The organism is Mycobacterium sp. C31M, assembly GCF_053345865.1.
This window is the reverse complement of the sequence record NZ_JBKFAX010000027.1, coordinates 29,845-45,201: the sequence shown is the minus strand read 5'-3', so window position 1 is coordinate 45,201 and position 15,357 is coordinate 29,845. Positions and strand designations below refer to the sequence as shown.

The following is a 15,357-nucleotide window of genomic DNA, read 5'->3' as shown; positions in this document are numbered from 1 at the left end:
AGGGCGGGAACGGTGCTATCTAGGAGACGTCGACCCAGTCCAGCGTGCGCTGCACGGCCTTCTGCCAACCGGCATAACCGTCGGTGCGCTTGTCGTCATCCCACTGCGCCGACCAGCGCCGGCCTTCCTGCCAGTTCTCGCGCAGGTCATCGGGACTGTCCCAGTACCCCACCGCCAGCCCGGCCGCGTACGCCGCGCCCAACGCGGTGGTCTCGGCGACGACCGGCTTGACGACGTCGACACCGAGCACATCGGCCTGGATCTGCATGCACAGTGCGTTGGCGGTGATCCCGCCGTCCACCTTCAAAACCTCAAGGTGCACACCGGAATCGGCTTCCATCGCATCGACCACGTCGCGGCTCTGGTAGCAGATCGCCTCCAGCGTCGCGCGCGCCACGTGGGCGTTGGTGTTGAACCGGCTGAGCCCGACGATGGCGCCGCGGGCATCGGAGCGCCAGTAGGGCGCGAACAGTCCGGAGAACGCCGGCACGAAGTACACCCCGCCGTTGTCCTCGACCTGCCGCGCCAACGACTCGCTCTGCGCCGCACCGCTGATGATGCCCAGTTGGTCGCGCAGCCATTGCACCGCCGAGCCGGTGACCGCGATCGAACCCTCCAGCGCGTACACCGGTTTGGCATCCCCGAACTGATAGCACACCGTGGTCAGCAGGCCGTTCTCAGACCGGACGATCTTCTCTCCGGTGTTGAGCAGCAAGAAGTTTCCGGTTCCGTAGGTGTTCTTGGCCTCGCCGGCCTTCAGACACACCTGGCCGACCATGGCCGCCTGCTGATCGCCCAGGATGCCGGTCACCGGAACCTCACCGCCCATCGGTCCGGTGGCCAGGGTGGTCCCGTACGGTTCCGGCGATGACGACGGCCGGATCTGCGGCAGCATCTGGCGCGGAATCCCGAAGAAGGACAACAACTCGTCGTCCCAGTCCAGGGTTTCCAGGTTCATCAGCATGGTGCGGCTGGCGTTGGTGACATCGGTGACGTGCACCCCGCCGCGCGGGCCGCCGGTGAGGTTCCACACCACCCAGGAGTCGCTGTTGCCGAAGATCGCATCACCGGCCTCGGCGGCTTCCCGTACACCGTCGACGTTCTCCAGGATCCACTGGATCTTGCCGCCGGAGAAGTAGGTGGCCGGCGGTAGACCCGCCTTGCGCCGGATCACGTCGCCGCGGCGGTCGCGGTCCAGCGCCGAGGCGATCCGGTCGGTGCGGGTGTCCTGCCACACGATGGCGTTGTAGTACGGCCGCCCGGTATGCCGGTTCCAGACCAGGGTCGTCTCGCGCTGATTCGTGATCCCCAGGGCCACAATGTCATCGGACCCGAGATTGGTGTTGTTGAGCACCGAGGTCAGCACCGAGGAGGTGCGTTCCCAGATCTCGACGGGGTTGTGCTCCACCCAGCCTGCCTGCGGCATGATCTGCTCGTGTTCGAGCTGGTGGCGCCCCACCTCCGCGCCTGCGTGATCGAAGATCATCGCTCGGGTGCTGGTGGTGCCTTGGTCTATGGCCGCGACGAATTTGGGCAACGCTGCTCCTGACGCCGAGAGGGGTTCTTTTCAGTTGAGGGTAGAGGGGCCGCGGACGTGAGCTTGAGCCGGAGATCGGGGGGAGTTTCGTCCCAAGCTCACGTCCGCGGAGATCAGAAAGGGATCAGAAGAAGCCCTGCGCCTTGTTGCTGTAGGACACCAGTAGGTTCTTGGTCTGCTGGTAGTGGTCGAGCATCATCAGGTGGTTCTCCCGACCGATACCTGACTGCTTGTAACCACCGAAGGCGGCGTGCGCCGGGTACTGGTGGTAGCAGTTGGTCCACACGCGGCCGGCCTTGATATCGCGACCCGCACGGTAGGCGGTGTTGCCGTCGCGGCTCCAGACCCCGGCACCCAGGCCGTAGAGGGTGTCGTTGGCCAGGTCGATGGCGTCGTCGTAATCCTTGAATGACGTCACCGCGACCACCGGTCCGAAGATCTCCTCCTGGAAGATGCGCATCTTGTTGTTGCCGGTGAAGATCGTCGGCGCCACGTAGTAGCCACCGCTGAGATCGCCACCCAGTTCGGCACGCTCACCACCGGTGACGACCTGGGCGCCCTCACTCTTGCCGATCTCGATGTAGGACAGGATCTTCTCCAGCTGATCGTTGGAGGCCTGCGCACCGATCATCGTCTCGGTATCCAGCGGATCGCCCTGGCGCACCGCCTTGGTGCGGATGGCGGCCATGGCGAGGAACTCGTCGAAGATGTCGGCCTGCACCAGGCTGCGCGACGGGCAGGTGCACACCTCGCCCTGGTTGAGGGCGAACATGGTGAAGCCCTCGAGCGCCTTGTCCTGGTAGTCGTCGTTGGCGGCCAGCACATCGTTGAAGAAGATGTTGGGGCTCTTGCCACCGAGTTCCAGCGTCACCGGGATCAGGTTCTGGCTGGCGTACTGCATGATCAGCCGGCCGGTGGTGGTCTCACCGGTGAAGGCGATCTTGGCGATCCGGTTGGACGAGGCCAGCGGCTTGCCCGCCTCGACACCGAAACCGTTGACGACGTTGACCACACCGGCGGGCAGCAGGTCACCGATCACCTTGAACAGGTAGAGCACCGAGACCGGGGTCTGCTCGGCCGGCTTGAGGACGATGGCGTTTCCGGCAGCGAGCGCCGGGGCCAGCTTCCACACGGCCATCAGGATCGGGAAGTTCCACGGGATGATCTGGCCGACGACGCCGAGGGGCTCATGGAAGTGGTAGGCGACCGTGTCGTTGTCGATCTCCGACAGCGAACCTTCCTGGGCGCGGATCGCGCCGGCGTAGTAGCGGAAGTGGTCGACGGCCAGCGGGATGTCGGCGTTCAGCGTCTCGCGGATCGGCTTGCCGTTGTCCCACGACTCGGCCAGCGCGATGGACTCGAGGTTCTCCTCGATGCGGTCGGCGATCTTGTTGAGGATCAGCGCGCGCTCGGTGGCCGAGGTCTTGCCCCAGGCCGGTGCGGCGGCATGCGCGGCGTCGAGAGCCTTCTCGATATCGGATTCGTCGGAGCGGGCGACCTCGCAGAACACCTCACCGGTGACGGGAGTGCGGTTCTCGAAGTACCGGCCGGCGTTCGGGGCAACCCACTCGCCGCCGATGTAGTTGTCATAGCGGGCGTCGAACGACATCAAGGCGCCGTCGGCACCCGGCCGTGCGTAAACAGTCATGAGAATCTCCTGCGTTCGGACACATGGGTGTGTCGGCCGTCACTCAATTTAGGTGTTGCAACGTTGCATGACGGTTGCACCTGTTCGGCCGAACAGAGAACAATCACCCCCATCGGCACCACACGCAGGAGTCCACGGCAGGCCAGGTCGATCCAGACGCTGGCCGTTCTGGTGGAGGCCGCCGCGCAGATGTTCTCCCGGGAGGGCCTGGCCGCCACCACCAACCGGATCGCCGAGCGCGCCGGCGTCTCCATCGGCACGCTGTACCAGTACTTTCCGGACAAGAACGCGCTGCTGCACGCGGTGGCCGCCCGCCATGTCGCCGAGGCCGATACCCGGCTGACGGCACTGTTCGGCCGGTTGCGCGCCACCGCGCCACCCTTCGACGAGACGATGGACGCGGTGCTGGCCGAACTGGTGGATCTACACGCCGGTCAGCCCCGGCTGCACGCCGTACTGCACCGGGTGGCGATGACGGCCGCCGACCTCGACGAGATGCGGTTGTTCGAGGACCGGGTGTCCGCCGAGGTGGCCTTTCACCTGAAGCGCTGCGACCGGGGCGCACCGGATGTGGACCCCGAGCTGACCGCCCGCACCCTGGTACACACCATCGACGCGCAGCTGCACCGGGTGATGCCCGAGCACGGCTACAGCATGGAGCAGCTGCGGCTCACCGTGGCTCGGCTCGCTCCGCAGCGCTCCCCGAAACCAGGCTCCTGACGATGTCGCGGCCGACGGTTTCCAGTTGGGTCAGGCCCGGTTCCTCGATCGGGTAGTGCCCGCAGTTCTCCAGTAGGACGGTCCGGGTGGGGCCCGAAATCCGCTGCAGGAAACGCTGACTCAGCTCCGCCGGGGTCCAGGCGTCGGCGGCCGGGGCGACCAGCGTCACCGGCGCGCCGCGGTAGGCCTCGGGCGGGGTGTGCCGGTGGTTGAACCACGTCGACAGGAATCCGATCGGCACCCGCGACCCGCCGCCACGCGGGTCGGTGGCGCACAGCCGCGTCAGGCCCGGGTCGTTGCTCATCGCCGACATGTCCGCCAGCCACTTCACCGGCACCCGCAGCCGGCCGAACGCGGGTGCGGCGGCACGCAGCGCGACCGCACTGGGCCGGCCGAGCATCTTGAAGCGCGACGCGGCGCGCCGGGCCGCGGTGTCGGCAGGGTCCAGCAGACAGGTCGCGAGCACGGCGTCCACCGCGCCGGTCCGATGAGCCACCTCATAGGCCATCAGGCCGCCCATGCTGGCGCCGAACAGGATGATGGGCCGCTCGTCACGGGCCCGTTCGGCGGCGACGATATCGCTGAGCAGGTCCAGCCAGTCCTGGTAGCGCACACCCGCCGGATCGGGTTCCACGGTGTAGCCGTACAGCGGCATGTCCGGCGCGAGGATCTCCACACCGATGTCCTCCTGCGCACCGGCGACCAGCCCGGCCAGCGGCCAGAGTGCCCCGGAGTATCCGCCGGCCCCGTGCACCAGGATGCCGCGCACCTGGGCATCCGCGTTGCCGCTGCGGGCGATGTGAACGCGGCGGCCGCGCCACGGCATCCAGTCCGACCGCGGCGCGGCGAAGGGCTGCGTGCGGCGCTCGGCGGGCAGGAAGGCGGCGTAACGCTCGATGACGGTGAGATCCATGCCTTGATGGTCGAACGTTCGGCAGGTGCTGACAACTCGCGTTCGGGTCGGGTATCAGACCAGTTCAGCGGGGGTGCCGCCGGGTTTGCTCAGGTTTTCAGCCGAGCTCGGAGTCCAGGCCGGCCAGATGGGCGCGGGCGCGGGCGCGTAACACCGGGTCGGCGGCGGCATGTTCGGCGAGCAGCTGCCAGCCGCGCCGGTCATCGCGGCCGTCGGGCAGCTGCAACCACCGCCGCAGCAGGGCGAGATTGCCGCGGGCCGCCTCGGCGAGCACCGCACCGCGCACGCTGGTGGTCAGCTCGGTGCGCAACCGGGCGATCGCCGGGGACACCGACTGCGGGAGCAGTGCCCCGGCATACGCCGATACGGCGCCGGCGACGTCACCGCTCTGCAGGGCGTCGAGCACATCACCCATATCGCTGGCGACCGGTCCGAGCAGTCGGTACGGGCGCGAGGCGATGTGGTCACCGCCGATCACCCGGCGCAGCCGCGACATCTCGGCGCGGATGGTCACGACGTCGAGGTCCTTGTCGTCGAGCAGCATCGCCAGGTGGTCGGCACTGAGCCCTTCGGGATGGCGGATGAGCAGCACCAGGATGTCGGCGTGCCGTCCGGTCAGGGCGACCGCGTTGGCCCCACCGACATGCCAGCGCGGCCGCTCGGCACCCAGCACCGACAGTTTGGTGGCCTCGTCGGTACCGGCGGCCGGGCCGGCCAGGCGCAACAGCGCGAGCTGGTTCTCCACCGCGACGGCGGTCGCGCGGACCAGCGCCAATGTCTGCGGGGTGGCGACCGCGGGACCGCCGGTCAGGTCGATGGCACCGAGCAGCGCACCGGTCGACGGATCGTGGACCGGGACGGCGGTGCAGTTCCACGGGTGGACGATGCGGGAGAAATGTTCGGTGCCGCGGATCTGCAGTTCCCGGTCCAGCGCCAGCGCGGTGCCCGGCGCGTTGGTGCCTGCGGTGTGCTCACTCCAGTCGGTGCCGGGCACGAAGTTCATGCCCTCGGCCTTGCGGATGGCACGCCGGTCCCCCTCGACCCACAGCAGGGTGCCGTCGGCGGCGGTGATGGCGACGACCACACCGGACTCGGTGGCGTCCTCGACCAGCAGCCGCCGGATCAGCGGCAGGGTCGGGGCCAGCGGGTGTGACCTGCGCAGTTCTTCGAGCGCCTTGGCGGCCTCGGTGGCCTGGCCGACGGTGTCGGGGTCGACGCCGGTGGCGAGGCTGCGCTGCCAGCTCTCGGCGACGATGCGACGCAGCGGGACCGAATCGAGATAGGAGGCGTCCACCTGACCAGCGACGAAGAGGTCGTGGACAGCACGAACCTGCGCAGGCGGCACCCGGCCGCCGGAGGTCTTGGACAACGCCACCATGCTCACACTCCCCGCGCTGCGCCAATCACCGGACGCATCGCATCTCGATGACCAGCGTAGTGGAACGCGTCACAGTGGATCACCGTTCGCCCGGGACGGGATCGTGCAACCCCGCCGAGCTCTCCTCTCGGCGGGGTTGCACAGGACCAGGCGGACGGTGTCAGCCCCAGGCGCCGGCTGCCCGACGGTCGGTGGCCGACACCTCGTCGGCGCCGTCGCGGACCGCGTTGCCGAGCCGCAGCAGGATGTCGTTGAGGGCCGCGGCCGACTGATTCCACCGCAGTTGTTCGGCGCGGTAGGCCTCGGCGGCCTGCGCGGTCCAGGTGTGCTGCAGCGGTGCGATCTGCGCGCGCAGGTCCGCCAGGGCGGCATTGAACCGTGCCGAGATGTTGTGGATCTCCTGGCGCACGGTGTGCTCGATCTCGTCGAAGTTGTAGGTCAACATCATGTCCATGTGCGGGTCCTCTACAGGTTGGTGGTGACGGCGGCGAGGTGCTGCGCATGCCCGTCGGCGGCATCGCGCAGGGTGGCCTCGTTGAGCCGGATGGTCTCGGCGATGCGTCCGAGCGAAGCGTGCAGGGCGATCGACTCGGTGTTCCAGCGGTCGACCACCTCACGGAACCGGACGGCCGCCGCGCCGCCCCACACCGAGGCCGGCACACTGCACATCCGTCCGATGAAGACCCCGAGCATGGCCCGGACCTCGTCGTTGCGGGCGTCGATCTGACCGGAGACGGTGTGCATGAGCTCCAGGTCGGTGTTCAGGGCTGTCATCGGTGTACTCCTCGCTGTGGTGTTGTGTGTTTAGACGCAGCAGACGCCGAATCGGTTCCATCACATTTTGATTCGGGTTTTCACACCGCCGCGCGGGCCGATCGGATCGCCTCGTCACACTCGGCGCGGATGATGTCGGGACGGTCGCCGGGCTGCTGACAACCGACGGCGATCCGCACACCTCCGTCGACAAAAACCGCCCAGTCGATATTGCGGCCGGGCCGGATCTCCCGGTAGCTCATCACATTCCGGCCGGCACGGTGGTCCTCGGCACGGAAGTCGACGAACACCCCGGGCGGTTGCCCGGCGAGAGCGGCAGCCAGCACCGCCGCCGGTTCCGGTCCCGCGGGCGACTGGGTGAGCAGGATAGCGGCCTGTCGATGCTCGGGTGAGATCACCTGCAGCCGAGCCGAACCCGGACCGTCGAGCACCTTGGCCACCGTCCAGTCGGCCGGTACCTGCACCGCCACCCGGCCTTCGGTGATCAGGGTGGGCGACGACGACTCCGGTGACCCGCGGCCGGTCGGCAGCAACGCCCCGGTGGCCAGCAATGCCCCGGCGGCCAGGGCCAGGCCCACCCGGCGACGCTGCGGCGGCCGGGCCCGCCGAGGTGCCGGCACGCTGCGCAGCAGCACGTGGTCGTCGACGATCGTGGCATCCCGGCCGCGGGCCCGAGTGCGCGCCGCGATCGCGGCGGCCAGGTCGGCTGCCCCGGACACTGCGACCGCGGCGTCGATCACGACCGGTCCACTGACGGTCAGCAGGCGGTCGACCTCGTCGGCGATCTGCGCGGCGGGTCCCAGTCTGGGTATCGCGGGGACTGGATGGCCGCCGAGACGCACCAACACAAAATCCTCGGTGATCTCGACGCTGCCATCGGCCGCCGGGTAGCAGGTATGTCGCTGCCGCAGCACATGTTCGGCACCGGCCGTGCGCCGAACCCGGTCGATGCGGGCCGGGCGCCACCAGCCGGGGCAGATGAGCACCAGCGGTGCGGCACCGCCCGTTGCTGCGCCCAACACGGTCCGCCACAGCGCGTCGACATCGACCACACGGTCCTCCACGACTGTCTGCCCGTCGTCGATCGCCGCGCATGCCGCCGCGGCGAGTTCACCGGGAACCGGCCGGGGTCCGTGCACGGTGCCGGGACCGACCACGACGACGGTCACGGCGGCTCGGTCCACGCGATCTGGATGCGTTGATCGGTGTGCCCCCGCCGGCTCAGGATGGCGCGGCCGGGTGGCATTCGGCTGGGGCGCACCGTACCGAGCAGCACGCCCTCCTCGGCGCCCGCGCTCATCATCAGACCGGCGGCACCGAGTTCGCGCAGCGTCGCGGGCACCGGATTGAACAATGCCCGCGCCGCTCCCCCGGCGCGCCTGGCGAGCACCACGTGCAGGCCGACATCACGGGCGTACGGCAGGAACTCCAGCAGCACCGTCAACGGGTCCGTTGTGCCGGAGAGCAACTCGAAGTCGTCGACGATGACGAAGATCTCCGGGCCGACCCACCAGGACCGGTCCCGCAGTTGCTGCTGGGTCACCGTGGCACCGGGCATCCGGACACGGAGGGTGTCCACCAGGGCCGGCAACTGATCGGCGAGGATGGCGGCCGAGATCGCGTACCCGGCCAGATGCCCGGTATCCACCGCACCGAGCAGAGTGCGCCGTGGATCGGCCAGATACAACTGCACCGCCTCCGGCGGGTTGGTATCGACCAGTTGGGCACACAGCGTGCGCAGGGTCGCGGTCTTGCCGCAGCCGGAGTCGCCGAGCACGATCAGATGACCGGATCCGGCGAAATCCACGGTGGCCAAACCGAGGTCGGTTTCTGCTATCCCGACGACCACCGTGCAGCCCGGAGCCGAGGCAGGCAGCGTGCGCCGGTCCAGCCGTACGGGCAGCAGCTGCACCGGCGGCGCAGTGATATCCGGGTGACGGGCTCGAAGCGCCGCGATCGTCGTGGCGTCGGTGGCCGGCAGAGCCAGCACCGACAGACCGCCGTCGCGGGTCAGGGCGGTTCCCGGTGGCTGGTCGGACAGCAGACGGGCGGCCCGGCGGTCCATCTCGGACTCACCGGGTTCGCCGAGCCGCAGTTCGATCCGGCTGCCGAGTTGGTCCTTGAGGGCGGGCCGCAGTTCGGCCCATCGGGACGCGGAGATGATCACGTGCACACCGTGTGCCAGCCCGTGCGCGGCGATCTCGGTGACGGCGTCGTCGAGTCCGTCACCGTGCTGGCGCAGCGACGCCCACCCGTCGATCACCAGGATGACCTCGCCGTGGTCATCGGGTCGGCGGGCCTGCCGGCGCGTGATCACCCCCTGCACGTGGGCGATGGTGCGCCGGATCAGTTCGTGGTCGTCGCGGCCGGCCACCACACCGACGTGCGGCACCTCGCGCAGTGCGGTCAACATGCCGCCGCCGAAGTCCAGGCAGTAGAACTGGACCTCGGCCGGGCTGTGCTGTGCCGCCAGCCCCATCACCACGGTGCACAGCAGCGTGGACTTACCGGATCGGGTGGCGCCGACCACCGCGACGTGTCCCCCGGCACCGGTCAGGTCGACGGTATGCAGATCGCGGCGCTGGGCAAAGGCGTTGTCCACCAGACCAATCGGGGTGCACAGCCGGGAACCGTCGTGGCACTCCAGGAGTGCGGCCAACATCGGCGGTGCGCTCAACGGTGGCAGCCAGATCCGGTGCGCCCGCGGGCCGTGCCCGGCCAGCCGGTGCAGGAACCGGCTCAGCACGGTCCCGGTCGATGGGGCCGCCGTCGCGGTGTCAGTAGCGTCCGCATCGGCGGTGAACAACCGGACCGTGGGGTGCGTCTGTGGCGGCGGATCCGCCGGTCCGGACACGAACGCCGTGCGAAAGCGCACCAGCGCACCGTCGGCGGTCTTGAGATATGCCGCTCCGGGTTCGGCGGGCAACTCATGGGCATCCGGAACTCCCAGCACGGCCCGGGATTCGCCCGCCGAGAACGTCTTGAGGCATATCCGGTAGGACAGGTGGGTCTCCAGACCGCGCAACCTGCCCTCGTCGAGTCGCTGGCTGGCGAGCAGCAGATGCATCCCCAACGACCGGCCCAGCCGGCCGACCGCGAGGAACAACTCCGCGAAATCGGGATGCTGGCTCAGCAGTTCGGAGAACTCGTCGATGACGATGAACAGCACCGGCAGATCGGTCCCGCGATACTCGGCGATACCGCCGACCCCGGCCGCGCGCAGCAACTGCTGGCGACGGTGGATCTCACCGGTCAACGCCTCGCGCATCCGGTCGACCAGATACGCCTCCTCGGCCAAGTTGGTGATGACCGCGGCGACATGGTGCAGCTGCTCGAAGCCGAGAAAGGTTGCCCCGCCTTTGAAATCGATCAACGCCAGGTTCAGCCGGTCGGACGGATGGGTGGCGACCATCCCGAGGACCAGGGTACGCAGGAACTCTGATTTCCCCGACCCGGTGGCGCCGATGCACAGGCCGTGCGGGCCCATCCCGCCCTGGGCCGCTTCCTTGATGTCCAGGTGGACCGGCACACCGTGGTCGTCCACCCCGATCGGCACCCGTAGGTGGGCGCCGGTATCGCCGATCAGCCGGGACCAGTCCGGGCTGTGGCCGGATCCGGCGGCCCCACCCGCCGACCATCGAGCCAACCTACGCGCGCACATCTGGGCCTGCGCGGCGGTCAACGCATCGGAGTCGGGACCGATCTGCAGCATCTGTTCCCCGATGCCGCCGATGACCAGCACGGCCAGCGCCGAACCGTCGGGAACCGGGCCGTCGTCGTCGACGATCAGCACCGTCCGGGAACGGGAGTGTTCGGCCCGGTGATGCGGCAGCCATTTCAGCCAGTCCCAGTGCCGCTCGCCGGGGCGGACCCGTGCCGCGATCGTGATATCGGCCGGGCTGTGCAGCATGGCGAGCTGACACACCATGGCGCGCACCAGATCACGGGCGGACTCGGGATCACCGGTGATGCCGAGCGAGCCGGTGAGTGCCACGGTGTCGGGCAACGCGGGTACCACGGCGCCGGCGGCCAGCAGATCATCGAGTGCGGTCTCGGTGACCGGATCTGGCTCGCCGGTCGGGTCACCATCGGCGATCACCACCTGCGTCGCCGGCGCGGCCGGGGCCAGGCCCACCCGAATCCGGCCGAAATCTGGATCGGCGCGGCGGCGTTCCCACATCCGCGGGCCGCCGGCCATCGCCCACAGCGTGCTCGGGGGCGGGTGTGTCCAGTGCAGACTGCGCCGCTGCGCGTCGGCCGTGTGTTCCAGATCCGCACGGATGGTGTCGAGGTAGCGCAGATACCCACGACGGGCGACGTCGAGTTCACCGCTGCGTCCCCGGACGCTGTTCGCCACCGTGCCCAGCACCGAGACGAGCATCATCAGCGGGAAGAACAGGTACATCGGGCTGCGGGTGGGCGACAGATCGGGCCCGCCGGTCAGGTACAGGATCGCCATGCCGCCGGCGGCCACCAGCATGACCAACGGCAGCAGTCGGGCCAGTGGATTGGTCGGCGACGAAGCGGGAACTTCGGGCGGACGACGCAGTCGCACCGTCCCCGACGGCATGGTCGGCGCCGGGATCCGGCTGGTGCACGGGAACTCCATTCTTGTATGGACGCAGCGCGACACCGTTCGGTTCCATTGAATTCTGGTGCGCACCAGTGGTCTGCGGGCCGGTTACGGTGAGGATGTGCTGGACGAGCCGTTGTGTCGGGTGACGATTCAACGTGCCTGGGACAACTGCTTTGTGGACCTGTCGGTACCGCGCCACGCTCCGCTGGGGCTGCTGCTACCGGATATCGCCGCACTGGTCACCGACGATGCCGTGGTGTCGGCGGACTGGCGACTAGACCGACTGGCGGGCGGCCGCTGCGACGAGGCGCTGAGCCTGCACGACAGCGGTGTCCACGATGGCGACGTGATCATGTTGTCGAGGCAGACCGACCCGGCGCCCGGCCCGGTACCCGTCGATATCGTCCGCGAGTTGATCACCGCCGACAGTGGTGGGCCACCGCGGGCCGGGACGCCGTCGGCCACCTGGTGGATCGCCGGGGCGAGTATCGCAGTTGCCCTTTGCCTTTCGGGCCGGGATCGGCCGATCGTCGGGATACTGCTCGCGCTCGGAAGCGCCGTCGGCTGCCTGTTCGTACACCGGCGCACCGGTCGCTCGCCGGCCGCGGCGCTGGGCATCGTGTTCCTCGGCGCCGCCGCATTCCAGGTACTTCCGGGGGTGCCGGGCCCGCCACAGCTGTTGTTGGCGACGGCAGTCTGCGCCACCGCCGCGGTGGCCGTGTTGCGGACCGGCGGTGATCCGCCGTTGTTCACCGCCATTGCCACGGTTTCGGCCCTGGCAACGGTGGCGACCGTGGCGGCGGTCGCGCTCGACCTCGACACTGCCGCGCACGGCGCGATCCTGGCCGGGGCGGCACTGGGTGTGCTCGGGATGTCGGGACGGTTGGCGCTGGGCATGAGCGGACTGCGCCCGGGATCGGTGTGCGGGGCGGACACCGCCCGGGATCGATTGGCCGGCTTGGTCTGCGGGAGTGCAGCGGCCGGCGCCGGTGCGACAGCACTGATCGCGGTGGGATGTGCGCGCGGTGCTGCTCCGTGGCCGCCCGGGGTTGCACTGACCGCGGTGATCGCCGGGGTGCTGCTGATACGCGGCCGACTGTATGCCGACCCGCGGTGTGGCGCCGCGGTCGGTTGGAGCGGGCTGGCGGGCGCTCTGGTGACGCTGGCGCTGATGTGTGTGGTGGCACCCGGGCACGCCGGGTGGCCCGCGGTGACGGTGTTCGCCGCAGCGGCCTGGTACCGCTTGCGCCCCGCAGTGGTCAGCCCCGCGTTGGCGCGCACCGTCGACGTGGTCGAATGCGTACTGCTGGCTGCCGCAATACCGTTGGCATGTTGGGTGGCCGGGGGTTACGACCTCGTGCAGTCGGCGAGTCCGGGATGAGCGCGATACTGCGTGCCGCGGTGGCGGTGTTGTTGGCCGCGGCCCCGGTGTCGGTATCGGCCCCGGCGGGCGCGGTGCGACCGCCGCCGGTGGACGGCACGCTGACCCCGCCACCCGGGCCCGCGTCACCGACGGTGCCGACACGCCAGGACGGGGTGTGCGCTTCCCCGCCACCGGCCACCGCACCGCATCTGGTGGCCCGCCCCGACCTGCACACGGTGTGGGCCCGCACCCGCGGCGCCGGCCAGATCGTCGCCGTGATCGACACCGGGGTGGCCCGGCACCGGTTGCTCCCCCGGCTGACCCCGGGTGGCGACTATGTGTCCACCGGGGACGGAACGGCCGACTGCGACGGACACGGCACCATCGTGGCCGGCATCATCGGCGCCCCACCCGATCCGGCATCCGGGTTCAGCGGTATCGCACCGGAGGCCGGCATCCTGGCGATCCGCCAGTCCAGCATGATGTTCCGCGCGGTGGATACCTCCGGTGGTGGCGGTGTCGGCGATGTCGAGACGCTGGCCGCCGCGGTGCGTAGCGCCGCGGATCAGGGCGCCACCGTCATCAACATCGCCTCCGTCGCCTGTCTGGATGCCTCGGCAGGTCTCGACGATCGGGTGCTCGGGGCAGCGCTCGCCTACGCCGTCGACGTCCGCAACGCGGTGGTGGTTGCCGCGGCGGGCAATGTCGGCGGCCACGGCACCTGCCCGGCACAGAATCCCGACAGCGGCGCCACCCCGGACTGGGAGCACGTGCGGGTGGTGGTGAGCCCGAGCTGGTACGACGACCTGGTGTTGACGGTCGGTTCGGTGACCGCCGATGGCCGACCATCGGATTTCACGCTGGCCGGCCCCTGGGTCGATGTCGCGGCCACCGGCGAGGCAGTCGTTTCACTGAGCCCGTCCGGCGAGGGGTTGATCGACTCGATGCCCGGTGTCGAAGGGCTGCAGCCGATCTCCGGTACCAGCTATGCCACGCCGGTGGTATCGGGAATCGTCGCGCTGCTGCGCGCGGTGGCTCCGCAGCTGACGGCGCGGCAGGTGATGCAGCGCATCGAGAGCACGGCCCGGCGGCCGGCCGCCGGATGGGACCCACTGATCGGACATGGGGTCGTCGACGTGGTCGCCGCCGTGGCGGGTCTGGGTGAGCCGGCACCGCCGACGGCCCGACGAGCGGGAGCACCGCCACCGACGGCATCGGGCGACAAGCACGGCCGGGTGGCGCTGATCGGCACCGCGGTGTGTGCCGGTCTGGCGGTCGCGGTGCTGCTCGCACCGCGGTCACGGCGCGGCGACAGTATCCCGGACGACAGTGGCTCGGGCGATGGACAATTCGGGGCCGCGCGGTAACAGCGCCAGCACCGGCCAGGGCGCATCCCCGGGTGCCGGCGGCAACCCCAGTGCATCGGCGGACTCGTCGTCGGGGATACCGAATGCGACACCCGATCCGGTGATGAGATGGCGGGGTCCGGTGGCCGCGCCGTCACCCGCCACTCCCGACGCGCGGGCGTAGACACTGCGACCGGGTGGCACGGACACCGCGTCGATATTCGGTCCGGCACCGTCCGCCGAGGCGAGCTGAACCGGTTTCGATTCGACCGGAACGGATTTCGTGCTGAACACCACGATATCGGGGGCCTGCCCGAGCCCCACCGACCGCCACCGCACACAGAGCACACCACCGACCTGTGCACCGTGCGGTGCCACGGTGTCCGGCTGTACCGGGTTCTGTTCCGGCAGCAGGTCCAGTAGCGGGCGCGACACCGACCGCGGGACGACACCGTCGAGCTGCAGCGCGGTGACGACGGCCCGATCCCGCAGGTCGACGGCGGCCCGCCGCCCGTCGTGCACCAGGTAGGTGCGGGCCGATTCGCGCGAGGTCACCAGCACCGGTGCCGCGGCGGCCTGCTCACCGGACGCGCCGATGATCAGGGTGCTACCGCGGTCCGCACCGTCACAGACCGTCCAGGCTGACCGGTCCGCCTCCAGCACCGGGTCCAGGGTAGCCGGTGCACCCGGAATACCCATCATGGGGCCATGTTCGGCGTCGGCGACCATCGCTGCGCTGACCAGTTGCGGCTGCGCGGGGGTCCGCGCGATCAGCCGAGCCGAGGCCAGGTTGAGTGCCGCGTGCACGGTGTCCCCGACCCGGACGTACACCGCACCGGATTCCCGAACCACGACGATGGGATCGTCACCGAGCGGGCCGTGTGGTCGCAGCAGAGCCAGCACGGCGCACACCGCCAGCACGATCGCGGTGATCGCGACACCGGCGGCCAGGGAACGTGACTGGACCCGGATCGGGTCGTCGAGCATTCGGACGTCCCGACACACCAGCGCGTATTCCATTCTGCGCGTGAGGAAGCGGTACCCGCTGACCTGCTGTGCACTGACCGAACGACGCCCCATCTGACCCCCATTCGACCCTAAC

12 protein-coding genes are annotated in these 15,357 nt (G+C 69.6%); 3 read left to right on the top strand and 9 right to left on the bottom strand.

Annotation, left to right across the window (positions count from 1 at the left end):
- Positions 1–19: 19 nt before the first annotated feature.
- Together glpK and exaC are read right to left on the bottom strand one after the other, a co-directional pair.
- Positions 20–1,537: a glycerol kinase GlpK gene (glpK, locus tag ACLBYA_RS29455; protein ID WP_447713020.1), complete on the bottom strand. Its 1,518-nt coding sequence runs from the start codon at positions 1,535–1,537 to the stop codon at positions 20–22.
- A 124-nt stretch (positions 1,538–1,661) separates the two neighbouring features.
- Positions 1,662–3,185: an acetaldehyde dehydrogenase ExaC gene (exaC, locus tag ACLBYA_RS29450; protein ID WP_447713019.1), complete on the bottom strand. Its 1,524-nt coding sequence runs from the start codon at positions 3,183–3,185 to the stop codon at positions 1,662–1,664.
- Between the two features lie 171 nt (positions 3,186–3,356).
- Between exaC and ACLBYA_RS29445 the strand changes: the two genes are divergently transcribed.
- A complete protein-coding gene (locus ACLBYA_RS29445) occupies positions 3,357–3,905 on the top strand; it encodes a TetR/AcrR family transcriptional regulator (protein WP_447713018.1) in 549 nt (182 codons plus the stop codon).
- On the opposite strand, the gene ACLBYA_RS29440 is transcribed toward ACLBYA_RS29445, so the two are convergent.
- The 6 genes from ACLBYA_RS29440 to eccCb all read right to left on the bottom strand — a co-directional run bounded on the left by ACLBYA_RS29440 (position 3,856) and on the right by eccCb (position 11,579).
- Positions 3,856–4,818 carry an alpha/beta hydrolase gene (locus ACLBYA_RS29440; protein ID WP_447713017.1) on the bottom strand — a complete coding sequence of 321 codons (963 nt, stop codon included), beginning with the start codon at positions 4,816–4,818 and terminating at the stop codon, positions 3,856–3,858. The genes ACLBYA_RS29445 and ACLBYA_RS29440 overlap by 50 nt on opposite strands.
- Before the next feature lie 97 nt (positions 4,819–4,915).
- Positions 4,916–6,196 (bottom strand): GAF domain-containing protein, encoded by a 1,281-nt coding sequence (locus tag ACLBYA_RS29435; protein WP_447713016.1) that lies wholly within the window; start codon positions 6,194–6,196, stop codon positions 4,916–4,918.
- Between the two features lie 160 nt (positions 6,197–6,356).
- Positions 6,357–6,650 carry a WXG100 family type VII secretion target gene (locus ACLBYA_RS29430; protein WP_447713015.1) on the bottom strand — a complete coding sequence of 98 codons (294 nt, stop codon included), beginning with the start codon at positions 6,648–6,650 and terminating at the stop codon, positions 6,357–6,359.
- Between the two features lie 11 nt (positions 6,651–6,661).
- Positions 6,662–6,970 (bottom strand): WXG100 family type VII secretion target, encoded by a 309-nt coding sequence (locus tag ACLBYA_RS29425; protein ID WP_447713014.1) that lies wholly within the window; start codon positions 6,968–6,970, stop codon positions 6,662–6,664.
- Positions 6,971–7,050: 80 nt separating this feature from the next.
- A complete protein-coding gene (locus ACLBYA_RS29420) occupies positions 7,051–8,154 on the bottom strand; it encodes a type VII secretion-associated protein (protein WP_447713013.1) in 1,104 nt (367 codons plus the stop codon).
- Positions 8,136–11,579 carry a type VII secretion protein EccCb gene (gene eccCb / locus ACLBYA_RS29415; protein ID WP_447713012.1) on the bottom strand — a complete coding sequence of 1,148 codons (3,444 nt, stop codon included), beginning with the start codon at positions 11,577–11,579 and terminating at the stop codon, positions 8,136–8,138. Before eccCb ends, ACLBYA_RS29420 begins: the two co-directional genes overlap by 19 nt.
- A gap of 46 nt (positions 11,580–11,625) precedes the next feature.
- On the opposite strand from eccCb, the gene eccD reads away from it, so the two are divergent.
- Together eccD and mycP are read left to right on the top strand one after the other, a co-directional pair.
- On the top strand, positions 11,626–12,927 hold the full coding sequence (gene eccD, locus ACLBYA_RS29410) for a type VII secretion integral membrane protein EccD (RefSeq protein ID WP_447713011.1): 1,302 nt from the start codon (positions 11,626–11,628) through the stop codon (positions 12,925–12,927).
- On the top strand, positions 12,924–14,276 hold the full coding sequence (mycP, locus tag ACLBYA_RS29405; protein WP_447713010.1) for a type VII secretion-associated serine protease mycosin: 1,353 nt from the start codon (positions 12,924–12,926) through the stop codon (positions 14,274–14,276). Before eccD ends, mycP begins: the two co-directional genes overlap by 4 nt.
- Here the strand turns inward: mycP and eccB are convergent.
- Positions 14,208–15,335, bottom strand: a complete 1,128-nt coding sequence (eccB, locus tag ACLBYA_RS29400) for a type VII secretion protein EccB (protein WP_447713009.1) — start codon at positions 15,333–15,335, stop codon at positions 14,208–14,210. The genes mycP and eccB overlap by 69 nt on opposite strands.
- Positions 15,336–15,357 lie beyond the last annotated feature (22 nt).

Excerpts from the sequence above, each read along its gene's own strand:
- exaC (WP_447713019.1), bottom strand. The coding sequence starts at position 3,185 with ATGACTGTTTACGCACGGCCGGGTGCCGACGGCGCCTTGATGTCGTTC.
- ACLBYA_RS29440 (WP_447713017.1), bottom strand. The coding sequence starts at position 4,818 with ATGGATCTCACCGTCATCGAGCGTTACGCCGCCTTCCTGCCCGCCGAG.
- ACLBYA_RS29435 (WP_447713016.1), bottom strand. The coding sequence starts at position 6,196 with ATGGTGGCGTTGTCCAAGACCTCCGGCGGCCGGGTGCCGCCTGCGCAG.
- ACLBYA_RS29430 (WP_447713015.1), bottom strand. The coding sequence starts at position 6,650 with ATGGACATGATGTTGACCTACAACTTCGACGAGATCGAGCACACCGTG.
- ACLBYA_RS29425 (WP_447713014.1), bottom strand. The coding sequence starts at position 6,970 with ATGACAGCCCTGAACACCGACCTGGAGCTCATGCACACCGTCTCCGGT.
- eccCb (WP_447713012.1), bottom strand. The coding sequence starts at position 11,579 with ATGGAGTTCCCGTGCACCAGCCGGATCCCGGCGCCGACCATGCCGTCG.
- mycP (WP_447713010.1), top strand. The coding sequence starts at position 12,924 with ATGAGCGCGATACTGCGTGCCGCGGTGGCGGTGTTGTTGGCCGCGGCC.
- eccB (WP_447713009.1), bottom strand. The coding sequence starts at position 15,335 with ATGGGGCGTCGTTCGGTCAGTGCACAGCAGGTCAGCGGGTACCGCTTC.